At 38.5% G+C, this 24696-nt stretch carries 20 protein-coding genes; 11 read left to right on the plus strand and 9 right to left on the minus strand.

All coding sequences use genetic code 11. From position 1 onward, the window contains the following. Nucleotides 1-89 precede the first annotated feature (89 nt). The 5 genes from uvrB to ACN0TV_RS05540 all read left to right on the plus strand — a co-directional run bounded on the left by uvrB (nt 90) and on the right by ACN0TV_RS05540 (nt 3775). Nucleotides 90-2081 (plus strand): excinuclease ABC subunit UvrB, encoded by a 1992-nt coding sequence (gene uvrB / locus ACN0TV_RS05520; RefSeq protein ID WP_417360906.1) that lies wholly within the window; start codon nt 90-92, stop codon nt 2079-2081. A 1-nt stretch (nt 2082) separates the two neighbouring features. After that, nucleotides 2083-2481 carry a ribonuclease inhibitor gene (locus ACN0TV_RS05525; RefSeq protein WP_417360908.1) on the plus strand — a complete coding sequence of 133 codons (399 nt, stop codon included), beginning with the start codon at nt 2083-2085 and terminating at the stop codon, nt 2479-2481. 205 nt (nt 2482-2686) lie between these two features. Then, nucleotides 2687-3244 carry an RNA polymerase sigma factor gene (locus ACN0TV_RS05530; protein ID WP_417360910.1) on the plus strand — a complete coding sequence of 186 codons (558 nt, stop codon included), beginning with the start codon at nt 2687-2689 and terminating at the stop codon, nt 3242-3244. A gap of 5 nt (nt 3245-3249) precedes the next feature. Beyond that, on the plus strand, nt 3250-3552 hold the full coding sequence (locus ACN0TV_RS05535) for a hypothetical protein (protein WP_417360912.1): 303 nt from the start codon (nt 3250-3252) through the stop codon (nt 3550-3552). Next, nucleotides 3545-3775, plus strand: coding sequence for a hypothetical protein (locus ACN0TV_RS05540; protein WP_417360914.1), 231 nt, complete (start codon nt 3545-3547; stop codon nt 3773-3775). Before ACN0TV_RS05535 ends, ACN0TV_RS05540 begins: the two co-directional genes overlap by 8 nt. A gap of 87 nt (nt 3776-3862) precedes the next feature. Here ACN0TV_RS05540 and ACN0TV_RS05545 read toward each other — a convergent pair whose 3' ends face one another. Beyond that, entirely contained in the window at nt 3863-4291 is a 429-nt protein-coding gene (locus tag ACN0TV_RS05545; protein ID WP_417360916.1) for an Hsp20/alpha crystallin family protein, read from the minus strand. A gap of 310 nt (nt 4292-4601) precedes the next feature. Between ACN0TV_RS05545 and ACN0TV_RS05550 the strand changes: the two genes are divergently transcribed. After that, nucleotides 4602-5297, plus strand: coding sequence for a phosphoadenylyl-sulfate reductase (locus ACN0TV_RS05550; protein WP_417360918.1), 696 nt, complete (start codon nt 4602-4604; stop codon nt 5295-5297). Between the two features lie 94 nt (nt 5298-5391). On the opposite strand, the gene ACN0TV_RS05555 is transcribed toward ACN0TV_RS05550, so the two are convergent. Together ACN0TV_RS05555 and sucC are read right to left on the minus strand one after the other, a co-directional pair. Next, complete coding sequence (locus ACN0TV_RS05555) at nt 5392-5724, minus strand: hypothetical protein (protein ID WP_417360920.1); 333 nt, start codon at nt 5722-5724, stop codon at nt 5392-5394. 494 nt (nt 5725-6218) lie between these two features. Continuing rightward, on the minus strand, nt 6219-7412 hold the full coding sequence (gene sucC, locus ACN0TV_RS05560; protein WP_417360922.1) for an ADP-forming succinate--CoA ligase subunit beta: 1194 nt from the start codon (nt 7410-7412) through the stop codon (nt 6219-6221). Between the two features lie 269 nt (nt 7413-7681). Here sucC and lysA point away from each other — a divergent pair, with 269 nt between their 5' ends. From lysA to ACN0TV_RS05580, 4 genes are all read left to right on the plus strand, one after another. Continuing rightward, nucleotides 7682-8923 carry a diaminopimelate decarboxylase gene (gene lysA / locus ACN0TV_RS05565; protein WP_417360924.1) on the plus strand — a complete coding sequence of 414 codons (1242 nt, stop codon included), beginning with the start codon at nt 7682-7684 and terminating at the stop codon, nt 8921-8923. A gap of 247 nt (nt 8924-9170) precedes the next feature. Further along, a complete protein-coding gene (locus ACN0TV_RS05570) occupies nt 9171-9683 on the plus strand; it encodes a thioredoxin family protein (RefSeq protein WP_417360926.1) in 513 nt (170 codons plus the stop codon). A gap of 27 nt (nt 9684-9710) precedes the next feature. Beyond that, nucleotides 9711-10850, plus strand: coding sequence for a serine hydrolase (locus ACN0TV_RS05575; RefSeq protein WP_417360928.1), 1140 nt, complete (start codon nt 9711-9713; stop codon nt 10848-10850). Nucleotides 10851-10920: 70 nt separating this feature from the next. Then, a complete protein-coding gene (locus ACN0TV_RS05580; protein ID WP_417360930.1) occupies nt 10921-11325 on the plus strand; it encodes a VOC family protein in 405 nt (134 codons plus the stop codon). A gap of 10 nt (nt 11326-11335) precedes the next feature. Here the strand turns inward: ACN0TV_RS05580 and ACN0TV_RS05585 are convergent, their stop codons facing one another. Further along, nucleotides 11336-13138, minus strand: a complete 1803-nt coding sequence (locus ACN0TV_RS05585) for a glycoside hydrolase family 15 protein (RefSeq protein WP_417360932.1) — start codon at nt 13136-13138, stop codon at nt 11336-11338. 175 nt (nt 13139-13313) lie between these two features. Between ACN0TV_RS05585 and ACN0TV_RS05590 the strand changes: the two genes are divergently transcribed. Further along, nucleotides 13314-15530 carry a bifunctional alpha,alpha-trehalose-phosphate synthase (UDP-forming)/trehalose-phosphatase gene (locus tag ACN0TV_RS05590; protein ID WP_417360934.1) on the plus strand — a complete coding sequence of 739 codons (2217 nt, stop codon included), beginning with the start codon at nt 13314-13316 and terminating at the stop codon, nt 15528-15530. A 23-nt stretch (nt 15531-15553) separates the two neighbouring features. Here ACN0TV_RS05590 and ACN0TV_RS05595 read toward each other — a convergent pair whose 3' ends face one another. From ACN0TV_RS05595 to ACN0TV_RS05615, 5 genes are all read right to left on the minus strand, one after another. Beyond that, nucleotides 15554-17380: a prolyl oligopeptidase family serine peptidase gene (locus tag ACN0TV_RS05595; protein WP_417360936.1), complete on the minus strand. Its 1827-nt coding sequence runs from the start codon at nt 17378-17380 to the stop codon at nt 15554-15556. A gap of 12 nt (nt 17381-17392) precedes the next feature. After that, the gene (locus ACN0TV_RS05600) at nt 17393-18520 is read right to left on the minus strand and encodes a glycoside hydrolase family 88 protein (RefSeq protein ID WP_417360938.1); all 1128 of its coding nucleotides are present in this window, start codon (nt 18518-18520) and stop codon (nt 17393-17395) included. A 71-nt stretch (nt 18521-18591) separates the two neighbouring features. Further along, entirely contained in the window at nt 18592-21303 is a 2712-nt protein-coding gene (locus tag ACN0TV_RS05605) for a glycosyl hydrolase (protein WP_417360940.1), read from the minus strand. A 265-nt stretch (nt 21304-21568) separates the two neighbouring features. Next, nucleotides 21569-22900, minus strand: coding sequence for a glycoside hydrolase family 28 protein (locus tag ACN0TV_RS05610; RefSeq protein ID WP_417360942.1), 1332 nt, complete (start codon nt 22898-22900; stop codon nt 21569-21571). Between the two features lie 177 nt (nt 22901-23077). Then, complete coding sequence (locus ACN0TV_RS05615) at nt 23078-24109, minus strand: lipoate--protein ligase (RefSeq protein WP_417360944.1); 1032 nt, start codon at nt 24107-24109, stop codon at nt 23078-23080. Nucleotides 24110-24696 lie beyond the last annotated feature (587 nt).

Below are 24696 nucleotides of genomic sequence, written 5' to 3' on the forward strand. Positions count from 1 at the left end.
TTTTAAAATTAAAAATCTAGACGAATCTTTTCCCTGAATAGTAGACCATTAAGGTTAGAACTTTAACTTTAATAGCTTATTTTTGTGAGATGCAATTTAAGATACAATCAGAATACAAACCCACCGGAGATCAACCAGCAGCAATCACCCAACTCAGTGAAGGCATTACTGCCGATGAGCGGTTCCAGACACTTTTAGGAGTCACTGGATCAGGGAAAACCTTTACGGTTGCAAATGTCATTGAAAGTGTACAACGTCCGACATTAGTACTAGCACACAACAAAACACTGGCCGCTCAATTGTATTCTGAGTTCAAACAATTCTTTCCGGATAATGCGGTAGAATACTTTGTATCGTATTATGATTACTACCAGCCAGAGGCCTATATACCGGTAACGGGTACTTATATTGAAAAGGACTTATCCATTAACGAAGAAATTGAAAAACTGCGATTAAGCACCACCTCTTCCCTACTCTCAGGTCGAAGAGATGTACTGGTTGTCGCTTCGGTTTCTTGTTTATACGGTATTGGGAATCCAGTCGAATTTCAAAAAAATGTCATTGCTATTGAAAGGGACCAAGTGATATCAAGGACTAAATTTTTACATCGTTTAGTTCAAAGTTTATACTCTCGAACTACGGCTGATTTTACTCATGGTAACTTTAGAGTCAAGGGTGATGTGATCGACATATTCCCAAGTTATGCAGATGATGCTTATAGAATTCACTTTTTCGGAGACGAGGTTGAGGAAATCGAAGCCTTTGATCCCAATACCAATAGGGTCATTCAGAAGCATGAGCGCTTAACCATATACCCCGCCAATATGTTTGTGACCTCACCGGATGTCCTTCAGAACGCTATTAAATACATACAAGACGATCTGGTAAAACAATTGGATTTCTTCAAAGAAACTGGAAAACACCTAGAGGCGAAACGCTTGGAAGAACGCACCAATTTTGATTTGGAAATGATCCGTGAACTAGGCTATTGTAGCGGGATTGAAAACTACTCCAGATACCTCGATGGTAGAGAACCCGGGACTCGGCCATTCTGCCTTCTGGACTATTTTCCAGATGATTATTTGATGGTTGTCGATGAGAGTCACGTTACCATTCCACAAGTACACGCCATGTACGGTGGTGACCGAAGCAGAAAGGAGAACCTCGTAGAATACGGTTTCCGTCTACCGGCAGCAATGGATAACCGACCTTTAAAATTTGAAGAATTTGAAGCCTTACAAAATCAAGTCATTTTTGTCAGTGCTACACCTGCAGACTACGAGCTCCAGCTCAGTGAAGGAACCTATGTAGAACAAGTCATTCGTCCAACAGGACTTTTAGACCCTGTTATTGAGGTAAGACCCAGTGAAAATCAAATTGATGATTTGGTAGAGGAAATCCACCAACGTATCGAGTGTGACGAAAGAATTTTGGTAACCACACTTACTAAGCGAATGGCCGAGGAACTCACCAAATACCTAAGCCGGATACAAATTCGATGTCGCTACATCCACAGTGATGTCGACACTCTTGAACGCGTAGAAATCATGCAAGACCTTAGAAAAGGATTATTTGATGTACTCATTGGTGTGAATCTACTTCGAGAAGGATTAGACCTCCCCGAGGTCTCATTAGTGGCTATTCTAGACGCCGATAAGGAAGGCTTTCTAAGATCAACACGTTCACTTACGCAAACCGTAGGTAGGGCCGCCAGGAACCTAAACGGCAAGGCAATCATGTATGCAGACAAAATTACCGCGAGTATGCAGCGTACTATTGATCAGACCAACTACAGAAGAGAAAAACAAATAAACTACAACACCAAGCACAACATCACTCCAAAGGCACTTAATAAGAGCCTTGACAGTGTACTGGCTAAGAACTCCATTTCTACCAATCAATTGGAAAAGGAAGCTGCCAGAAAAGCCTCAGAGCCTGAACTAGAATTTATGCCCAAAGAAAAAATAGAAAAGCTCATTCGTGATAAACGCAAAGCCATGGAAAAGGCGGCCAAGGCACTTGATTTCCTGGAAGCGGCACAATTGAGAGATGAAATAGCTTCCCTTAAACAACATATTTAAGATGGAAAAAATCCATTCTTTCACTATAGTCGGAGACCACATTAACAGTATTGGGGATTTTTACGAGCAAATCAACCAACTATTTATGCAAGGTGAGGATTGGAAAATCGGACAAAGCCTCGATGCTTTAAACGACCTTTTTCACGGAGGGTTTGGAACCCATAAATCCATGGCTACATTTAACCTGATTTGGACCAATGTAACCAAGAGTAAACGAGTCCTCGGTCTAGAGACCACTATAGAATTTTACCAAGACAAGCTATCCAAACCCGAGATTTACAATAGAGAATTTGCAAAATCCAAACTACTTGCCCTTGAACAAGGCACTGGACAAACCTATTTTGAAATCATCTTGGAAATCATCGAGAGCCACCCGTCGATAAATTTCATTCCCGCTTAAACCAAAAACCAACCACAAAAAACCTTAAAAAAACACCACTCTTCAGAAAAAGTTACCCAAAATAAACAGAACACTAAATATATTGATTTACAGTGTATTACATTCAAATTCGTGTTGTGAACCTGAAATTTTATTGATTTTTTTAATTTATTTTAAAATATAATTCTTTCTCATTCGACTATATAATAGTCCCTAGCCATGGCCAATGAATCAAAAGGAAAAAAATACATTAATAAAACAACTCTCTGTTAATGAGCAAGGAAAATTAATCTCCTTTCTCAAGCAATGGATGATAAGTCGTGAAGATGCAAGAGATATTGTTCAAGAGGTATTTTACAGTTTGATCGTTGGATTCGAAGACATTAAAGATCTTGAAAAAGTCACCTCATGGCTCTACACCACTGCAAGGTATAAGGCCATAGATTTTATCAGGAAAAAAAAGTCTACCGCGGTTTCAGAATTAAAACACGCTAAGCAGGACGATCAAAGCTTTTTTGATTGGATTGAGAGTTGTGAACAAGATCATCAGATCAATGAAATGTGGAAGGATGAAGTTTACCTGGTTTTGAATCAAAGTTTGGCTCAAATGCCAAAAGAGCAACGTGATGCATTTGTACTCCATGAATTGGAGGGTAAATCAATTTTAGAAATAGCAGCACTAAAGGAGGTATCGGTTAACACCATACTCTCTAGAAAACGCTATGCCGTAACTAAATTAAAATGCGCACTAGAAAATTTATATCAAGAATTAAAAGAAAATTAAAAAATATGAAAGTTTTAAAAGGAATCGGAATTGGTATTTTCATCGTCTTAGCCATTGCCCTCTATGTGTTTGCTGTTATGCAGCTATGGAATTGGCTAATGCCAAAGCTGTTTGATTTATCCACCATCAGCTTTTGGGAAGCAGGAGGTATTGTACTGCTGTGCAAACTCCTATTCTCAGGAGGTGGTAAATGCAAAGACAAAGGCAAAGGCAAACGCTCTGCTCGATCTAAAGTACATTGGAAATCCAGCCTCAAAGAAAGATTACAACAAAAATGTGAACATCAAAAAACGACCAATTATGAATAATCTAACAACCACTGAAATTTTAGTATTCGCGACCAATGTAATCACCATTGATCAAATGAATGACGTTTTAGTAAACCTCCTATTACATCCAGGAGTAAAACAAGCCAACTTCGACCTCGAAGACATTGATAAGGTACTTAGGGTAGTTTCTAAAGGCATTACAGCTGAAGAGGTAGAACAGACACTATTAAGTCAAAAGATTTTCTGTAAAGCACTTGCTTAAAGAAAAGGCGCTCCTTCTCTGCAACAAGAAGGAGCGCTCTTTAACTAACTAACTCTACTTACTTATGAAAAAACTATCTTTTTTAATTTAAGCGATCTCAACCAATCTTTTAGGAGCAGGAATCGCAGCTTCCAATTTAGGAAGCGTTAAATTTAACACGCCATCAGTATAACTGGCATTAATTTGATCCTTATCAATAGCCTTTGGAAGTGTAAATACACGTTTAAATGACGCATACTTAAATTCTCTTCGGCTGTAAACAGCATCCTCTTCAGATTTAGATTCACTTGAAACTTCGGCAGATACTGTTAATACGTCCTTGTCAAGCTCAATTTTAAAATCTTCTTTCTTCATTCCAGGAACGGCCAACTCTAAAGCAAATGCCTTGTCTTGCTCTTTTATATTCACAGCAGGAACGGTATCACTTAGGCGCTCTAAACCACCAAACCAATCTGGTCGGGCCATATCGTCTAAAAAACTTGGAAACAAACTTTGATTTCTTCTTACTAAACTCATAACTATAATTTTAAGATTAATGATCAATTTTTTTATTGTACACCTACCTATAGTCAAATTCAGTTCCAATTTATAAATACTGACATTATGACTGCTATTAAGAAAACAATACAGACATTTTGTCTGATTTATGTAAAAACCACTAGTATTTACAACAATACAGGACCATATACACATCTAACAATACAGACTCAATAGGTTAAAAATCTCTTATTTTTCAATAAGAAAGTCCTTGAGTTTTAAAATATTTTGAAAAAAAAACTATCTTAGCACCTTTAAAACCAATTCCCTATAGAATAAATAGATTAATATGCTGGAAAAAGAACTTGTTGCAAAGAGAACCTATACGGATAAAGAACTTCAGAAACTAAATATCAAGTACATGCCGCTATCCATAGAAGAGCGTATTGCAATGTTGTACGAAGATTTTTCAACAGATGAAATCATGTTGACAAGTTCATTTGCGGCTACTTCAGCTTTTCTACTTCATCTTTTTTCAACAGTAAACAAAGATCAAAGAGTGTATTTTATAGATACAGGATTTCACTTTCCAGAAACTTTGGACTATAAAAAGAAGCTTACCGACCTATATGGTTTAAACGTGGAGTCCATAAGCGCCATCAAAGAGGAACACGAATTTACCGTACAAGACGAAACTTATCGTAAAAATCCAGAGTTTTGCTGTACGATAAACAAAGTAAAACCTCTGGATCTGATCAAAAAGAAATATTCAGTCTGGGTTTCCGGACTCATGGAATGGCAAAGTGACCACCGATCCTCTTTAAATATATTTGAAGAAAGAGGTAATATCATAAAATTTTACCCATTACTCGACGTTAGTAAAGAACAAAGAGACGCCTTCATAGAAAAGCACAAACTTCCCTTCCACCCCTTGGTGTTTCAAGGTTACAACTCCATTGGTTGTAAACACTGTACTGTACCGGGAGAAGATAGGAGCGGACGTTGGAACAACAGTCCTAAGACAGAGTGCGGCTTACACTTGTAATAACAAAACGAGATAAAACGGTTAACAAAGGGTTGCCTACTATAGACAACCCTTTATTTTTCCAGGCACAATTCATTTTCCAAACCTCACAAACTTAATGAGCCAGGATCCGAACACTCACATTGTATTCCATTCCCTTCACTAGGCCAGGCACATCTACCTTACGATAATTCATTCGGGATTTGATATAAGCCTCCACAAGCTCGTTTTCCGATTTTACAGTAAGCACTACCAGCTCAGATTCAGCATTAACCTTAAAGCGAACCTTGGCCACCAAGACGTTCTCAGTTAACCTAAAGTCTGGTTTGCCTAAAATCGCAGATAATTGCTTTGAAATTTCTTTAGCAGTTGGATTTGGATCCACATTGGCCATCCCGAATGTCATCGAAAGGATGGCTAGCACTAAAATTAATTTTGAACGTTTCATAACTATTGTTTTTTGATTGTTAAACAGTACAAATCTATGACGAATTTTAGATTTACAACACTGATATATAATGAGTTAATGAAAAATTAAAATACTTAACAATTCTCTAATCCTAAGCGTCATTGTGAATTTTTAAACATAAATCACCCTAGTGTCCGAGCAGTAAAGGATGGGAGGAGATTGGTGAGGATTGCGATTCCAAAAGTGAGTTTTGATAATTCCGTATTGTGGAGAATAATATTCGATCAAACCTTTGCTAATCGTCGTCATACTCCTTTATATTCGCAAGAGTTGAAACAAGAGTTTGATAGAATCTGAATATAAATATTTAGGTACTGCTGTTAACCGTATAGTTACATAAAGCTACTGCACTTTAGCTTCAAAATTATTATGATAACACACCCCTAAAAATTGGATACAAAAAACCCCGGACTAGCCGAGGTTCTTTTTTTATAATATTAAAATGCATAACGCAAATAGTTTTTTACACTATATTATTGTAATGCCTCTTGTACTTTATCCGCAGCTTCTTTGAATTCAATAGCTGATTGTACCGCTAATCCTGAATTATCAATTAATTCTTTAGCTAGTTCCGCATTAGTTCCTTGTAGTCTAACAATAATTGGAACTTTAATAGCATCACCCATACTTCTATAAGCGTCTACAATTCCTTGAGCTACACGATCACCACGAACAATTCCACCGAATATGTTAACCAAGATAGCTTTTACGTTAGGATCTTTCAGGATGATTCTAAAAGCCGTTTCAACACGTTGTGCATCTGCAGTTCCACCTACGTCCAGGAAGTTAGCAGGTTCTCCACCAGCCATTTTAATTAAATCCATGGTTGCCATTGCCAAACCAGCGCCGTTTACCATACATCCAACATTACCGTCCAAGTTTACATAGTTCAACCCAGCAGCTCTAGCCTCTACTTCAATGGGATCTTCTTCTCTAATATCACGCATTGCTTCATAATCTTTATGACGATATAAAGCGTTGTCATCGATGGTTACCTTAGCATCCACTGCCATGATCTTATCATCCGAAGTTTTAAGAACAGGGTTGATTTCAAATAAAGAAGAATCTGAAGATTCATAAGCTTTATATAAAGCACTTACAAATTTCACCATTTCTTTAAAAGCTTGTCCGCTCAATCCTAAGTTAAAGGCGATCTGACGAGCCTGAAATGGAAGCAATCCTGTAGCCGGATCAATCTCTTCATTAAAGATCAAATGAGGAGTCTTCTCGGCAACCTCTTCGATATCCATTCCTCCTTCGGTAGAATACATAATCATATTTCTACCTGTACTTCTATTTAACAATACAGACATATAGAATTCAGAAGTCTCACTATCACCTGGATAATAAACATCTTCTGCCACCAATACCTGATGAACTTTTTTCCCTTCCTTACTGGTTTGAGGTGTTACCAAATTCATACCGATGATAGTATCAGCGATTTGTTCTACCTCTTGAAGGTTTTTGGCAAGTTTAACACCACCACCTTTACCGCGACCACCTGCGTGTACCTGAGCTTTGATAACATGCCATCCGGTACCAGTTTCCTCGGTTAATCGCTTGGCAGCAGCCACAGCTTCCGCCGCAGTTTGAGCTACAATTCCACGCTGTATGCGTACTCCAAAGCTTGCAAGTATTTCTTTTCCTTGATATTCGTGTAAATTCATAACGATGCGTTGTATAATTTAAGCGGAACAAAAGTAACAAATGGAGATTAATAAACCCAATTAAGAATAAGAATTTTAAGGAATTCAAATATGCTGGCTGAAGTCGCGTCCTAAGTATTAAAATTCTAAAATAAAACTAGGGATAAGTTCTGGAATCATCTTGTTTAAATGTTAGAATTATAACAATATGTTTTATATTTATATTAATATGCCAATTATCTGAATTGTATTCGAAGATTATTTAGCTTTGTAGTCTAATATATTGAAAAATGAACCATAGCGACTTAATTTCAATAACCAAAGAATATGGTGGTCCAGTCTACGTATATGACTCGGAAAAAATAATTTCGCAGTACAATAGGCTAACAACTGCTTTTAAGAATGTAAAGCACTTGAGACTTAATTATGCAGTAAAGGCTTTGTCGAACGTTGCGATCTTAAAACTATTTAATTCTTTAGGAAGCGGCTTAGATACCGTCTCTATTCAGGAGGTACAGCTTGGATTGATGGCTGGATTTAATCCGGAGGACATCATCTTTACACCCAATGGTGTTTCTCTGGAAGAGATAGAGGATGTTGCCAAATTAGGAGTTCAAATAAATATTGACAACCTCTCGATTTTAGAGCAATTTGGTGCTCGCAATCCTGATGTACCTGTTTGCATCCGAATCAACCCACATGTAATGGCAGGGGGAAATTCAAAAATTTCGGTAGGTCACATCGATTCCAAATTTGGGATAAGCATCCATCAAATTCCACATATACTCCGCATCATAGATAATACAGGTATGCGTGTCAATGGAATTCACATGCATACAGGTAGCGATATTTTGGATGTTGAAGTGTTTTTATATGCTTCCGAAATCCTATTTGAAACTGCTAAACATTTCAATGACCTAGAGTTTATGGACTTTGGCAGTGGTTTTAAAGTACCTTATAAAGAAGGTGACATTGAAACCAACGTTGAAGAACTTGGTAAAAAGTTATCCAAACGATTCAATAGCTTCTGCAAAGAAGTCGATAAAGATTTAACCCTTGCCTTTGAGCCGGGTAAATTCTTAGTCAGTGAGGCTGGATGTTTCCTAGCCAAGGTAAATGTAGTTAAACAAACAACCTCAACAGTGTTTGCCGGTATTGACTCTGGTTTCAACCACCTGATTCGTCCTATGTTTTACAACTCATACCATTATATCGAGAATATATCGAATTCTAAAGGTAAAGAGCGTTTCTACTCGGTCGTTGGATACATCTGTGAAACAGACACCTTTGCCAGTAATAGGCGTATAACTGAAATTTCTGAAGGTGATATTCTTTGCTTTAGAAATGCAGGTGCCTACTGTTTTTCAATGTCTAGTAACTATAATTCAAGATATAGACCTGCAGAGGTTTTATGGCATAACGGAAAAGCACATTTAATTCGCAAAAGAGAAACCATAGATGATATTGTAGCAAATCTAGTAGATCCAAACATCGAAGATTTTGCAACAAAAGAATTGGTAAAAGAAGCCTGATTTAAAGATCAATTATCTTTATGAAATCCTGAAAAGAGCAATTTTGTTCGTTTCAGGATTTTTTTGTGTGTGAACCCAGCAGTGATGAAAATCGTGCAATGCCACAATTAAAAATGAAATTATTATCTTTAGGCCTTAGAGCTGTTTTGATAAAAAGAAATTATCTTTGAAGTTAATTCAGTAAACAACTTGACATAATTGCCCCAATTCGTAGGCGAATGAATACGAAATTAAAAATCAAAGATCTATGAGAACCTACCTCCTAAGTTTATTTATTATTTGCAGCATTGCAAGCGTCAATTCACAGGAAATACAGTGGCTCAGCTGGACGGAAGCTGTTGAAAAGGCTAATTCAGAAGACTCCCCAAAAAAAATCTTTGTCGATGTGTACACTGATTGGTGCGGCTGGTGTAAGAAAATGGACAAGAACACCTTTAATAACCCAAAGGTTCTGAACTATATGAAAGACAAGTTTTATATGGTTAAACTAGATGCCGAGCAAAAAGAAGACATCCTTTACAAAGGGAAGACTTTTAAATTTATTGCACAAGGGAGAAGCGGTTATCACGAGTTAGCAGCAGCATTATTACAAGGAAAATTGAGTTTTCCAACAACTATTTTCCTTAATTCAAATCAAGAAATCTTATCCCCTGTTCCCGGATATCAGGGACCGGATGATTTTATAAAAATCGCCAAATACTTTGGGGATGATATTTTTAAAGACAAGAGCTGGGAAGAGTATGATCCGCCTAAAAGCTAATTCTTTTCACCAAAAAAATCATTTCTTATGCCAACCATTAAACTTAGTCTTTTTTATATCCTCATTGCCATTGCGATAGGCTGTGGGCCAAAGCAAAGTAGTAACAATGATGTCCTAAATAAAGTAACACTATCCCAGCATCCCAAGATCAAAAAGATCATCGATAGTGCGGATCATTATGAGCTTCAGGTCATGCTGAGTACCATAGATCGGCAAAATGACACCGTAACCTTTACCGATTATCAGTTTAGGGTAGATGACTCCAATTATTTTTATCCTGCAAGTACCGTTAAGCTCCCAATTAGCTTGCTCGCTTTAGAAAAATTGGACCAAGATCCACGTTTCGATAGAAACTCCCTCTTTTATGTGGATGGAGATACCTTGGAAACCACCTTTGCCAAGGAGATTACCAAAATATTTGCCATTAGCGACAACGAGGCCTACAATCGCTTGTTTGAATACCTAGGCAAGGATTATATCAACAAGGCCCTAAAGGATAAAGGTATCAGTCCACTGCGCATCAGCCACAGACTTTCAACGCCAGATGCCCATAACCCAATGTCAAAGGCCATTATCTTTCACCAAAACGACAGTACACTAAGCCAAATACAATCCAAGACGAGTAAGGCCGTAGAAAGGTTGAATTTAAAATCAGTGTACAAAGGTAAAGGTTATATAGATAGTAATGATTCTTTGGTTCTAGAGCCCTTTAATTTTGCAACGAAGAACTACCTCCCAATTAGCAGTCTACATGGTATAATGAAGAGGATAATTTTCCCTGATGCCTTTAGCAAAAAAGAGCAGTTTCATCTGAGTCCAAGTGATCGCGAGTTTGTATTACATGCCATGTCCTCTGTACCGCGAGCATTAGGTTTCGAAGAGCAGGAGTATTACGACAGTTATGGAAAGTTCCTTATCTACGGGGACACTCATGAAAGGATCCCAGAATCCATCAAAATTTATAACAAAGTGGGTTATGCTTATGGTTACCTTACAGACTGCGCCTATATTTATGATAAAGAAAGTAGTACAGAATTTATAGTAACGGCGAATTTGTTGGTCAATGAAAGTGGTATTTTTAATACAGGTGATTACCAGTATGATACCGTCGGAATTCCTTTCCTTGCAGAGCTTGGCAGAGAACTGTTAGAAACACTTAAACATTAAACCAAGACAAACACAACAAGCACCAATGAAAAAAAACCTTTGTTTCATTTTAGTTATTTTAGTTACACTCATGAGTATACAAACCAAGGCCCAAAATTTTAAATTGGGTTTCGATCACTTCGCAATTTTAGTTCAAGATCTCGAAGAGAGTTCCAATTTCTATCACAACATTATGGGCTTAGAAGAAATTGAAAACAAAACTGAGCAGCCTCACATCCGTTGGTTTTCCATGGGTACAAAGGCAGCGTTACACGTCATTGAAGACAAAAAGCACGAGGTAGCCGATGTCAAAGGAGTACATCTTGCGTTGTATACCGATAATTTGGATGCTTTTATCACCCACTTACGCGAGAATAAAATCTATTTTGAGAATTGGCCCGGCATAGAAAACACCACCAATGATCGTCCAGATGGCGTTCGTCAAATATACCTTAAAGATCCCAATGGGTATTGGATAGAGGTGAATGAAAATTAAACATCGGTTACTAACCGACATTTTCCTTAACCTGCTCATCCTTAGTTATAAAATTGGAAAGATTTATTGCGGTTTCTATCAAGCCCAAATGCGAATAAGCCTGTGGAAAATTACCCAGCAGTCTTTTGGTTTTAAAGTCTAAATCTTCACTAAAAAGTCCTAAGTGATTGCTATAGGACAAGAGTTTATCAAAATGAGCTGTTGCCTTACGGTGCTCTCCAATTTTATTCAAAGCATTGATATACCAAAAGCTACAAATGGTAAAAGATGAAGATGGCAATCCAAAATCATCCTGATTCTTGTAGCGGTACATCAATCCGTCATGGGATAACTCTCTTCCGGTAGCATGTACTGTAGCAACGTATTTAGGATCCCTTGCATCAATGAAGCCGTAGCTTTCCATTAGCAATACAGAGGCATCCAAATGTTTTGAACCATAGGATTGAGTAAAGCTTTGTTTCTCTTCGTTCCATGCATTGTCATGAATGTCTTGTCGAATTTGCTCTTCTAAAGCTGACCATTTCTCTATTTTTCGATTTTTGTTTAATAACTTGGCAACTCGTAATGCACGCTCCACAGCCACCCAACACAGCACTTTCGAGAAGGTGAAATGCATTTCATCTGTTCGAAATTCCCAGATGCCCTTATCGGGTTCCTCCCAGTGCTTGTTAACCACCCATACGATACCTTTAGTAATCGTCCATAGATCTTCGATGTTCTCAATCTCAGTTTTAAACTTCATGAACTGCTCGTAAATCACATCCATTAAGATCCCATAGATATCATTTTGTCGTTGGATATAAGCGGCATTGCCGATACGTACCGGTTTACTTCCCATATAACCACTTAGGTGATCAAGAGTGTGTTCGGTGAGTTTTTTCTCCTTGTTAATCCCATACATGATTTGGAGTTTTTCATCCTTATCAGGAATGAGATCTATGATAAATTTCAAAAATTGTTTCGCCATATTTTTATGGCCTAATTCTGAGATTACTTTAATAACCATGGAGGCGTCTCGGATCCAACAAAATCGATAATCCCAGTTCCTCATCTCCCCTATGGTTTCTGGAAGTGATGTGGTAACAGCGGCTAAGACAGCGCCGGTCTTTTCATAGCACAACATTTTTAAGACAACCGAACTCCGTCTGATTTGCACATTGTATTTTTTGTATTCAGGGGTTTTCTCATTCCAGTTCAGCCAATAGACCTGGGTTCGTGTAAGCTCTAAAAAAGCCTTTTCAACACTAGGGGCAAATATTTTTTCGTTGTAACACAGTTGAAAAAAACCATTTGCTTCTAGGACAATTTCATCACCGCTAACCACCTTCTGTTGATCAAAACTTGTATAGAGAAATACGGTGTCAAATTTTTCGTGATAGGTCAAAGAGACAATAAAATCGTCTTTGACATATGTATTGGTAATACCCTCTGCGTATTCCAACTTGGGCTGGTAGTCAATTTTGATCTTTGGTTTACCCTTGATATGTTCAATGTATCGTATAACTTCAGGAGGGGTATGAAACTGTTGTGTATCCATACGATACCTCGGCATAAAGTCCCAAATCGTAAACGCATCTGAGCCATTGTCAAATATGGTAAGTAGTATCCCGGTATTCTTATAGTATTGTTGATCAATATGATAGTCGTCGCTTACATTGATGGCAAAGTGTCCACCAATCTTATCGTCTAGGAGCTTAGCAAATACGGAAGGCGAGTCAAATTCAGGTAAACAACACCAATCTATAGACCCCTGATTGGAAATTAACGCTGCACTTCGGCAATTTCCAATGATTCCATAATCTAAATTGTCCATTTATTAAGTTTTTTCTAACGTTAATATTTTTTAATTTCCTTAAATTAACGAAAATATTGCTGCTTTTTCAAGCAATAGAGAAGAAATCTAAACCATAATTGACCGAAAAGTAATTACAAACCTTCCCTTAAACAACTGAAGCTATTGATTTAAATACATCTAAATTCAAGAATTCATGGACACGAAAACAATAATCGTTTCTAATCGATTACCGCTGCAACTCCACCTCAACGATGGAGAATTGGAGATGACCCCAAGCATAGGAGGTTTGGCCACGGGAATGAAATCAGTGCATAAGGACGGAAAGGGTATTTGGATTGGATGGTCAGGACTCACCGAGGAAGAACTCGACAAAGACCTTAGTAAAAAAATAGACAAGTTAGTAGCCGAAGAAAATTGCGCTACAGTAAGTCTAACCCAATACGATGTTGATAATTTCTATTACGGATTAAGCAACAGAGCCCTATGGCCATTATTTCATTACTTTATGGAATACACAGAGTTCGAGCATCAATATTGGGAATCTTACAAAGTCGTTAACCAAAAATTTGCAGACGCTGTTTTGGAGCATGTAGAAGATGGGGATCAGATTTGGATCCACGATTATCAGCTGCTATTACTCCCTGCACTGATTAGACAACACAAACCCGAGGTTACTATCGGATTCTTTTTACATATCCCCTTTCCCTCCTATGAAATTTTTAGGTGTTTCCCCTGGAGGGAGGAACTCCTTCAAGGTATTTTAGGGGCGAATCTAATTGGGTTTCACACCTATGATTACGAACGTCACTTTTTAAGTTCGATCAAAAGAATTTTGCGATTAGAGGTAAATTTCAATGAAATAACCTATCACGAACGTATTGTAAAGGTAGATTCCTTTCCTATGGGTATTGATTACAAGAAATTTCACAATGCCGCCAAGTCACATAGGAAATTAAATACCGAAGATCGATCTGAACTGCAACAAAAGCTAGACGAGCATTTTCAGTCCTCAAAAGATGCCAAACTGATTCTTTCGATAGATCGGTTAGACTACACCAAGGGTATTCCAAACCGTATAAGGGCATTTGAATACTTTTTAAACAAATACCCCGAATTTAAAGAAAAGGTCAGATTAATCATGCTTTCCGTTCCTTCGAGATCTGATGTTCCGCAATATCAATTGCTAAAAAAAGAAACCGACGAGCTGGTAGGTAGAATAAATGGAGAGTTTGCCACAATCAACTGGACTCCTATTTGGTACTTCTATCGTTCGCTGCCCTTTGACAATTTGATCGATTTGTACAGCTCAGCGGACATTGCTCTGATCACGCCTATTAGAGATGGAATGAACCTGGTCGCCAAAGAATATGTGGCTACAAGAACCAAAAAGGATGGTGTTCTGATTTTAAGTGAAATGGCAGGCGCCTCCAAGGAAATGAACGAGGCCATCCTGATAAATCCCAACAACTTCGAGCAATTTGCAGACGCTATAAAAACTGCTATAGAGATGCCACTTGAGCAACAAATTTCCAGAAATGATCAGCTACAAAAACGGCTCAAGCGCTACAGTGTAGAGAAATGGTCGCATGAGTTTATGAAATCCTTAAAGGCGTCAAAAGAAATCGAAAAGGTCATCGTCTCACAGCCTTTGGATAAGCAAGAGCAGGTTCTAATGTTACAGAAATTTAAAGCAGCCAAGAGCAGACTTCTTCTACTGGATTACGACGGCACACTTACTGGATTTCAGGACAATCCTCAAAGTGCAGCCCCAGATGAAGAACTCCTGTCATTACTCGATAAGGTAGATGCCTTAAATCAAACCAATATGGTCATCATTAGTGGACGGGACAGAAAAACCCTAGAGCATTGGTTTAAGGAAAAAAACTACTCGATGATCACAGATCACGGTGTATGGGCAAAAGAAAAAAAACAATCATGGAAACCCTTGGAGCGTTTGCGCACCGATTGGATGGAAAACATCCGGCCGGTTTTAGAAACCTTTGTGGATCGCACCCCGGGTACCTTTATTGAGGAAAAGAAATATTCTCTGGCTTGGCATTATAGAAAAGCTGATCCAGAATTGGCTCAAATAAGAACCAATGAGCTCAATACCGTTGTTACGAGTTTGATATCAAACAATGAATTGACGGTACTCAATGGCAATAAGGTCATTGAAATCAAGAGTAGTAGAGTCAATAAAGGACGAGCTGCTACCTATTTATTGTCACGAAAGGACTACGACTTTGTCCTTGCCATTGGCGATGATTGGACCGATGAATATATGTTTGAAGAAGTCCCTGAAGACTCCTATTCCATAAAAGTAGGCTTTAAAAAATCCAAAGCAAGATACTATATCAAAAACACTCAAGAGGTCCGAGAGTTACTTCAGGCAATAGCCAGCAGCCTCTAATATCTTTACTTCCTCAATTAAAACTATGGTGCGGTAGAAGCCTTTACAAAGGGCTTGAAATGCTGCAGAAATTCCTCAGCGGATAGCTCAATTACACTACCGTGGCGCATGCCTTTCGGAAAACTCAACTGCGTTGAAATATCCTTCCATTGCTTAAGATCAGAAGACTGAACCCCTCCATAATGCTTGTCGATATACTTATCGAAATACACCACTGTTGAAGCACCTAACTTCAGAGAGGTGGGGCCTTCGGCCCAATAATCTCCAGTTATAGGGGTTGAAGCATTACTATAAGGACCTGTTAAGTTTTCACTATAGGCTATTCGGATGTTTTTAGCCGCCGGAACCCTAGTTTCATCTTTTAAAAACATGATAAAGCGCCCATCCCGGGCAACAATACTGGCATCGATAACATTAAAACCTGGCTCATACAACAAGGCCGTTTTTGAAAAGGTCTTAAAATCCTTGGTGGTACAATAATAAATACGATGGTTGTATCCATTCTCTTCGGTGGATTGTGTTTCGGGAAATGCCCCTTTTACAGTGGTAGCCCAGTAGATCATGTACAGACCGGATTGCTTGTCATAGGTGACCTCAGGAGCCCAGGTGTTTCTCGCATTTATTTCATATTCCATCACTGGAATGTACTTCTGATCGGACCAGTGAATAAGATCGGATGAGCTGGAATAACCAATACCCTTCTCTGTCCATCCACAAGTCCATACCATATGATAATTACCGTCACCTCCCTTTATAATACAAGGATCCCTCATCAGTTTTTGCTCCCCTATATGTGGTGTTAAAAAAGAAGCGTCATCCTTTAAGGCCTTCCATGTAAAGCCATCAGTACTATAAGCATAGTGAAGTCCATCCTCTCCATTAGATTTAAAATACGAAAACAGATACACTTTTGGGTTAGACAATACTCCGGTAGCCTCCAGCCAAAGTTTTAGTGTCTTTGGCCACTCCATATTCGACTGGGTATTCCCCATACCAAATCCATGGCCACCTCCTTTATAAATGTGAAGTTCTGCGGGTACCTCAGCATCGATTAACCCCTGGTAGTACAATAGGCTGTTAGTCACAGGAACGGCCTTATCATCAGAAGCATGAACCAAAAATGCCGGAGGTGTATTGGAGTCCACCAATGTATTGGTGGAAAAAGATTTCTTTAAAGATTTTGAGGCTCTTTTACCTAGTAGATTTTCTTGGGAACCCTTATGGGTATGTTGGTCCAGCATTGAAATTACGGGATACATCAATATGGAAAAATCCGGTCTTGCACTTATTGTTGAAAGCTCGTTAGTATAGGTGGGTTTGTCATACATAGTCGACAAAGTCGACGCCAAATGCCCTCCCGCAGAAAATCCCATGACTCCTACTTTTTTCGCATCAATATTCCACTGCTGTGCATGAGTACGAATAAACCGAATCGCCTGCTGTGCATCCTGTAAAGGTCCAATTTTTTTATCGTCCATGACTTGGTCGTTCGGCATTCTATACTTGAGCACCATGGCTGCTACGCCAATGGAGTTTAACCATTTGGCTACCTTATACCCTTCCTTATCAATGGCCAAATGAGAATAGCCGCCACCAGGACAAATCAACACTGCGGCAGTGGGAGTTCCAAAAATTCGATCGGGAAGATAAACACGAAGCGTCGGCTGAGCAACTTTTGAAACGCGCTGTACTTCTCCATTGTCATTTAATTCTTGTTGCTCTTTGCCATTGTCGATTTTTAAAGTCCCTGGAATCTCTTTCCAAATGTTATAGGTATTACCCTCTTGAGCTTTTGCGAAAACAGCAATAAAGCAGAGCGAGATTGTCAGTACAAGTACACGGTATTTCATAATTACTAAAAATTATAAGTCCATTCGATAGATCTCGGTTCCTGCCAATAAAAAACAACCAAGTCCGTAATCTTCAAAATCAGGCATTTTTGTATAGGATAGTGGCTGACCAGCTGCAGGCTCCTTACCGGTAGATTGCATATAACCCAAAAATCCATTTTTGTGCAAGCTATCTTCAACAAGTGCTTTCCATCCTTTTTTGATTACCGGAATATAGGTTTCTTTATCAAGAATATCGTTATTTACCCCATAGGCCAGCGCATAAATAAAAAGTGATGTGCCGGAGGCCTCCTTCCCTCCATAATGATTTTCATCATGCAAACTCACATTCCAAAAGCCATCTTTTCTTTGAATAGGCACCAAAGCTTTAGCCATGGCCTGTAGATCCTCCACATACTGTTTGCGATGTGGTGCATCCTCAGGGATAATAGACAATACTCTTGCCAATGCAGCAATCACCCAACCATTCCCACGGCTCCAATAAGAGTCCTCTCCGTTGGGTTCAGTATAGGGCGGGTCGAAATCCGCATCCCTCCACCAAAGTCCATCCTCCGGATTAAAGAGACCATTCTCTCCTTCGACGTTTCTTGTATACATATACATGTCATACATTTTTTCGAAATACAAGGGATTGTCTTCCAATACCCCCATCTTAGCCAACACAGGCATCCCCATTTGAATGGCATCAATCCAATCCCAATCTCCTAACTGAGGCGTTGAAAGTAGCATCTTCGATTGAGCCCTAGTATTTTTAAGCTTTGAAGACTCTGGCTCAAGTTGGTACAAATCGATATAGGTCTGTGCCGCACAATAATTATCGGCATTTCTGGTGGTGTTCCCACCATTAAAACCCCATTTATGGCTTTCTGCCCAATCTAAGGCGTACTGATAAAATTCTTCCTTTGGATAGATCTCATGTAGTGCCATTAAACCTTCGTAATATACCGCTCTTGTCCAAATATTACTAGGTCTTTCTTTATTGGTGATGATGGTCTTTCCAGTATCTGGCCATTTTTCCATAAAATAGGCGTTAGCCAAGGTCATATCTTCTAAAAGCTCCTTCTTATCAAAGTTATTCTGCGTATAGCTATACACTGTAAATAGTACAGCAAAAAGCAACATTAAATTGGTCTTAAGCATTGGTTTACGAATTAAAGTTTGGTTTTTCTTTTTGTTATTATTATGATGATGATGATTTACCCCACATTCCCTTATAGGGGATTGTGTTTCTCAAGTGGAATAAGCCGTACAGGACCTAATAGACCCGAAGGGGTGTAATCCCATTTGGTGGCATCGAATTTCTTGTAATCTTTATCAACCATATTGATCTCGTGAAATATCTTCCATTCTTTTCCAGACTCCTCTAAATGTTTAATACGATTGGCTGATAGGTTGGTCACCTGAATTTTCAGGCTGTTCATTCCATTTTTAAATAAATTAGTTTTCAATTCAAATGGCAATGCCCAAACCATACCTGCATATTGACCATTAATCCAGACTTTGGCACTCTCCCTAAGATCACCGAGTTCAACTTTCCAATACTCCGCAGCCGACTGATCGAGCATAAACTGTGTTTCATAAACTGCCGTTCCTGAGAATGCTTTGGCTTTAGGGTCACTTAAAGAAGTCCAACTGACCAATTCTGAAAGGGTCGTTGAGGATGGTAATTCTGGGCCACCCTTTAAATAGCTTAGGTTCCAATCTGATGTAATTTCCATTGGTTGTCCTATGGCCGTGGTATATACCAAATCAGAAACATTTTTTAATTCTCCGGATTGCAAGATAAATGCAGTTCCGGGCTCCATAACTAGCTGAACCATGGTTTTACCGTTGTTGCTCTTGATTTTAGCCTTACCTACCTCCCCGTTTAGAGGGTTAAACACAGTAATTTGAGAAGTCAAAATATTTAAAGGAATTTCACTTATAGTCTGATCACCATGGTTGACGATATAATAAATTTTTTCTCCATTAATTTCTCTTCGAATATACTTTAGTCCCTCTTTAACCAGGGCTTCATTTTTGACACCAACATTCATTAATTCTCCCAACAAATCTTCCGTTTGCACCACTTTTTGGTTTAATTCTTCAAGCTTTGAGATGCGTTCAGCATATTTATTAAAACCAGGTACCGCATCAGGGACCCCTAGAAATACAATGTTTGCACCTTGGCTTTTTAGGTCAAGAAGTTTTTCCAGAGTAGCCAGTGGAATGATACTGCAATCGGGCACAACCAATGCTTTATACCGACCTCCGGGAAGTTGTAATTCTCCATGATTAAATGCTATTTGACCTACGAAATCATCTGAGATATAATCACTTCCAAAACCATTTTCGGTTAACTTTTTATGAGTCTTGTAAAAAGGAGTATCTAACAACCACTGATCAAGAGAATGAATCTTAAACTGAAAAAAAAGTGTCCCATCCAAATACCGATCCCAAAGATCGTGAATTGGAAAATACAACAAGGTTTCATTATCAGCTACCCCCTTCTGTAAAAAGGATTGGCACCTAGAGATGTATGAGAATAAACCAGAGGCATCTTCCCAGATGCTGTTATTTTCGTTAAAGTTCACCGAGGCGTAAAACTTCCAACCCGGCCAGGAGGCACGCTGGGGTGAATAAGTCGAACCGTGGAGTACGGTATGGTTAATACCACTTAACAATAAATCTTCAACTTCAGGTTTACACTGAGACAAGGCCGTTTTAAAATGCTCTCTGAGCCATGTAAAAGTCTCAGAAGAAACCAGAGGCTTTCCTGAAATATGAGCTGCGGATGCCGCAAATTTCAACATGGCAGGATCCGCATCGCCTGGGCGAATATTCTCAGTCAGTCTTCGAAAGCCAGGGATATCATAAGGCATTGAGCCGAAGGTTTCACATTCAGGGATGTCCGCTGCAGCATAGAGATCTATAAGATTCCCCGGGGATCCATGAGCTTGTAATCGGCTTAAGAAACCCTTTTGATGTGCCCATTGAGTCCAAGGTCTTACAAATTCTTCAAGTAATAGTTCTGAGATCGTCTCCCGGTAATCTGATCGAATTCTATTAGAGACTGCATCATCTCTTTTTTCAAACAAGCGGTTAAGGTAGGGACGAACATCATAGCCTTTTTTCTGTTGAAAGGAAGTGAAAAAGTTGGGTGTGAAATCCGTTCCATATACCTCATAACTATCATTAAAAACAGCTCTTAGCTTTGATTGATCTTTTAAAAATGCCTGATTAAAAGGCTGCGTATAATCCTCAAAGGCCTCTTTTGAATAATGATCAAGCGTATAGCCCTTACCTCCAGGAGCAGCCCTTTTAACTTGCTGCCCGGTGAGACCCTGATACACAAAATATACCGTGTAGTCATCTTTTTTGGCCTTCCATAGTAGTTTTCCTTTTTTGATGTGATCGTGTAAATCAACAAAAGTATCATCACTACCATAAGCATAGACCCCAAGGAATTTCATAGGATTTCCTTTTATGATGGAATCGCCAACTTTTTGCTCGATAACTTCTTTTTTCTGTACTACTATTTTATGACTCACAATCTTTTTGGCTGCATATTGCTGCTCGACTTGAGGGCCTCCATAGGGCCAACCGGTACCCAAAGACATGTCAACTCCCATACCGAGGCTATCTGCGGTTCTTACGGTAAAATCCAGTAGGGCCATCCATTGTGGAGAAAGATATTCTACAGTATTTTCTTCCTCCCCCTTAACGCCGTAAATAGGCGTAATTTCTACCCCACCAATACCTGCCTTACTCAGGGATATCAGATTGTGACGGATCCCAGCGCTATCCACAGCACTTCCCATCCACCACCAGCGAGTCCAAACTTTTTGTGATTCTGAGATTTCCGGCCAATGGTCAATTTGTTGTCCAAATGCAGTACTCCCAATAAGGAGCAACAAAATCACATTATAATTTCTTAATTTCATAAACTTACTGCGTAAACTCATTGATCTTTAATGGATGGGAACAAAGCAGTACTCCCCTTTTTGTTAATAACTATTTTTCTTGACTCGTAATCATGTAGCAACTTTTATGAGCTTTCTTCTCAAATACTGATACGATCTATTGCCAAGGTGGCTGATGCATACGCCTTGGACAAGAAAACAAAACGCAAATTCAAACTACTTGGCGCTATCGCTCATGTAGATTCAGGTTTAAAACCCAATCCATCGCTATGCGTGGTTGGATAGTTTATTGATCTTTTTCTTTTATCGCTACGTTCTTAAGCTGTACCCCTGTTATAAATTCAGTCCGCTGCTTATTGCTGTTCTTTGTAGTGAGTTTTAAATTTTCAAAAACAAAATTTGATAAATCATATTGATCAGACTCTTGAATGTTAAACACTACATCGCAATTCAAGTTTATATTTTTCATGGTGATATTAGAAGCTTTTGATTTTCGAATATCATCCTCCCCTTTGAGGTTAAAAAACTGTGTCCAAGGCTTGATGAAGATCATACTTTTGGCAGTTCCGCTAATATCTTCCACCTGTATGTACTCATAGTTCTGTTTGGTGTCCGGCCGCATTTTAAGCCATAAAATACGTGTGGCATCCTCCACGGTACTTCGTCTAAAAAGCACATTGTAATTATGAATAGATTCACTTCCACATGTCAAAGTGCTGTGACAAAACCCATAGGTGTTGTCTTCAATTAGGATGTTTCTGTTCTCTCCATTATTCGTGTCTTGATGAGCGAAGGGGCCCTTCCCTCCTTTTAATGCTACAGCATCATCATTTACTGACATATAACAATTCTTAATCAGAAAATTGGTGCACACATCAATATCCACTGCATCAGTACTTGGTGCCTTCACAGGCGCAGAAGGAGAGGTGATTTTTAGATTTAAAAGTTTTACGTTTTCACATTTATAAAAATGTGTAGTCCAAAAAGGAGAATCCATTAAATGCACTCCTGAGATTTGAATATTTTTACTATTGGAAACATATAATAAACGGGGCCTCATTTCATCCTTGTTAGTACAGTCCGGATTCCATGCTCTACGCAGCCAAAAGGCTTTCCAATAGCGTAAACCATTACCATTAATGGTACCCTTTCCAGTTAAGGTAAACCCATCAATTCCATCCACATTAATGATCGCAGGAAAATACTTCACCGACTCCCCTTCTATTCGGGTCATCAAAACTGGAAAATTACTGATATCGTCGCTGCCTTTAATGATCGCTCCTTGGTTCAAATACAGATGAGTGTTCTGTTTAAAAAATAAGGCGCCGGTTAAAAATACACCTTTAGGAATCACTATGACGCCGCCACCTTTCTCCGCCGCCAAGTCAATTACTGATTGTATAGCCTTGGTTTGAACCAAACTACTATCTCGCTCTACCCCGAAATCTGTGATGGAATATTGTTTCCCTAATTCAGAAAGTGGAATTTGAGTCGTTTCTCGGAACCAATCTGGTATAGGAGTGCCATCAGGAAAGACATCCTGAGCCAACAAACTAAGTGGTCCAATACCTAAAAAGAAAAATAAAATATACCAGTGATTTAAACGACTAGTTTGCATAGATAAACTTCTTTGGTTTGATTAACGACCTAAATATAATAGTTTATAAGCTAAAGGGTCATCCTCTACCATCCTGCATAACCAGAAATAGTTCGCTGAATTAAACCAAAAAAAGTCATAGAGCACCTACTTTTCCAGCAATTGCTATACGCTTTCTAACTCACCTTCTATAGGTTTTTACTTGTGTATGGGCTTTAAAACAGTTGGCTTGTCATCCTCGCCAAAAATCAACTCCAGATAATCCTCTTTGGGCAATGCACCAAAAAAGTCCTCAATAACAATAGGTTCCAACAACTCGGCAATTTCATTTATCTCATAACGGGTACCTATTAATAATTCTTCAAGCGTTTCAACTGGTTCCTTTCCGAAGAAATCACCATAAATTTTAAAATTGGTGATTCTTCCTTTTTCCACAAAAATCCGAAGATCGATCTCCCCTATTGGAAAACGTTTAGCACGTTTGATATTGAATTTTGGTGAGCTCCCATAATTCCAATCCCAAGTTCCATACTTCTGATCTCGAAGTTTATAAACATCCTGCCACTGTTCTGTTGTTAACCTATAGGTCTCAAAGTTCTTTTCTTCTTTATACAACCCTTTTAAGATTAATTTTCTGAAGCTTTCAATATCTAGTTCATGGTCTAGAAATTCAGAAATATTGGCAATTCTGCTACGGACAGATTTATGACCTTTGGATTCGATTTTACTCATTTTCACATTTAGCGCTCTTGCCACTTCAGACAGGTCACTATCAAATAATAAGGTTCCATGATGGAACATTCTTTTCCCTGTAGAAAATTGGGCATTACCAGATATTTTCTTGTCTTGAACTAGAACATCATTTCGTCCTTTGAGCTCAGCTGGAACCCCCATATCGTTTAACAGATTTGTCACCGGAAGGGTGAATTTTCTAAAGTTATTCAAACTCTTGACATCGTGATCTGTGATAAAACTAAAATTTAAATTACCAAAATCATGATACACCGCACCACCACCAGACATTCTGCGAACCACATGTATACCTTTCTGTTGTACATATTTGAAATTTATCTCTTCAAGAGTATTTTGGTTCCTCCCAATGATGATGGAAGGGTCATTGATGTAAAAAAGCAAGTAATCATTTTTCGGATTAAAATTCCTCAGTGCATATTCCTCCAAAGCCAGATTGATCCGTGGATCATTAACACCTTCATTATCTATAAAAACCATATGTATTAATTATTATTTTATATTCTTTGATACCGATAGTAATTTACCAAATAATCGGCTTACGGACTAAAAATGAGCGAAGTTTTGATCATAGAAACTTTTGTTTCTACTCCAAGGTAGCAATAGATAAAAATCTGTCAACAGTATAATTACTCTAGAAGAGTTGAATAATTGATGATTTTTTAACGTATAATATACTATGCAGAATTTATTTTTTTTTATTTTTACCGCGATTGTATAAGAAAGTGCTATCAATAATACAAATCTCAAAAGACTTTGATAAGTTCTTGTTAAAGTTTTTCAGTTTTTATCAAGGATACTAAACCTTAAAGGAAGACCTGATAATTTGGAAGGTAAAAATCAAAAATTATTTTTTTTTTGCCCATGGCTGATATTTTATGTTTTTCTAAAACTATGGAACTACAACGATAAACCGAAAATGATTAATAAACTACCCAACCACGCATAGCGATGGATTGGGTTTTAAACCTGAAGCTAGATGAGCAATAGCGCAACACATAGCATTCGATTTTTCATCGCGGTTTACGGCGCGTCCAAGGGTAGCGATATTGATCGATGCGTTTACA

The organism is Galbibacter sp., assembly GCF_048266365.1.
Classification (GTDB): Bacteria; Bacteroidota; Bacteroidia; order Flavobacteriales; family Flavobacteriaceae; genus Galbibacter.

What these genes read in the sequence shown, in the direction of transcription:
- uvrB (WP_417360906.1), top strand. Translation starts at nt 90, where the DNA reads ATGCAATTTAAGATACAATCAGAATACAAACCCACCGGAGATCAACCA.
- ACN0TV_RS05525 (WP_417360908.1), top strand. Translation starts at nt 2,083, where the DNA reads ATGGAAAAAATCCATTCTTTCACTATAGTCGGAGACCACATTAACAGT.
- ACN0TV_RS05530 (WP_417360910.1), top strand. Translation starts at nt 2,687, where the DNA reads ATGAATCAAAAGGAAAAAAATACATTAATAAAACAACTCTCTGTTAAT.
- ACN0TV_RS05535 (WP_417360912.1), top strand. Translation starts at nt 3,250, where the DNA reads ATGAAAGTTTTAAAAGGAATCGGAATTGGTATTTTCATCGTCTTAGCC.
- ACN0TV_RS05540 (WP_417360914.1), top strand. Translation starts at nt 3,545, where the DNA reads ATGAATAATCTAACAACCACTGAAATTTTAGTATTCGCGACCAATGTA.
- ACN0TV_RS05545 (WP_417360916.1), bottom strand. Translation starts at nt 4,291, where the DNA reads ATGAGTTTAGTAAGAAGAAATCAAAGTTTGTTTCCAAGTTTTTTAGAC.
- ACN0TV_RS05550 (WP_417360918.1), top strand. Translation starts at nt 4,602, where the DNA reads ATGCTGGAAAAAGAACTTGTTGCAAAGAGAACCTATACGGATAAAGAA.
- ACN0TV_RS05555 (WP_417360920.1), bottom strand. Translation starts at nt 5,724, where the DNA reads ATGAAACGTTCAAAATTAATTTTAGTGCTAGCCATCCTTTCGATGACA.
- sucC (WP_417360922.1), bottom strand. Translation starts at nt 7,412, where the DNA reads ATGAATTTACACGAATATCAAGGAAAAGAAATACTTGCAAGCTTTGGA.
- lysA (WP_417360924.1), top strand. Translation starts at nt 7,682, where the DNA reads ATGAACCATAGCGACTTAATTTCAATAACCAAAGAATATGGTGGTCCA.
- ACN0TV_RS05570 (WP_417360926.1), top strand. Translation starts at nt 9,171, where the DNA reads ATGAGAACCTACCTCCTAAGTTTATTTATTATTTGCAGCATTGCAAGC.
- ACN0TV_RS05575 (WP_417360928.1), top strand. Translation starts at nt 9,711, where the DNA reads ATGCCAACCATTAAACTTAGTCTTTTTTATATCCTCATTGCCATTGCG.
- ACN0TV_RS05580 (WP_417360930.1), top strand. Translation starts at nt 10,921, where the DNA reads ATGAGTATACAAACCAAGGCCCAAAATTTTAAATTGGGTTTCGATCAC.
- ACN0TV_RS05585 (WP_417360932.1), bottom strand. Translation starts at nt 13,138, where the DNA reads ATGGACAATTTAGATTATGGAATCATTGGAAATTGCCGAAGTGCAGCG.
- ACN0TV_RS05590 (WP_417360934.1), top strand. Translation starts at nt 13,314, where the DNA reads ATGGACACGAAAACAATAATCGTTTCTAATCGATTACCGCTGCAACTC.
- ACN0TV_RS05595 (WP_417360936.1), bottom strand. Translation starts at nt 17,380, where the DNA reads ATGAAATACCGTGTACTTGTACTGACAATCTCGCTCTGCTTTATTGCT.
- ACN0TV_RS05600 (WP_417360938.1), bottom strand. Translation starts at nt 18,520, where the DNA reads ATGCTTAAGACCAATTTAATGTTGCTTTTTGCTGTACTATTTACAGTG.
- ACN0TV_RS05605 (WP_417360940.1), bottom strand. Translation starts at nt 21,303, where the DNA reads ATGAAATTAAGAAATTATAATGTGATTTTGTTGCTCCTTATTGGGAGT.
- ACN0TV_RS05610 (WP_417360942.1), bottom strand. Translation starts at nt 22,900, where the DNA reads ATGCAAACTAGTCGTTTAAATCACTGGTATATTTTATTTTTCTTTTTA.
- ACN0TV_RS05615 (WP_417360944.1), bottom strand. Translation starts at nt 24,109, where the DNA reads ATGGTTTTTATAGATAATGAAGGTGTTAATGATCCACGGATCAATCTG.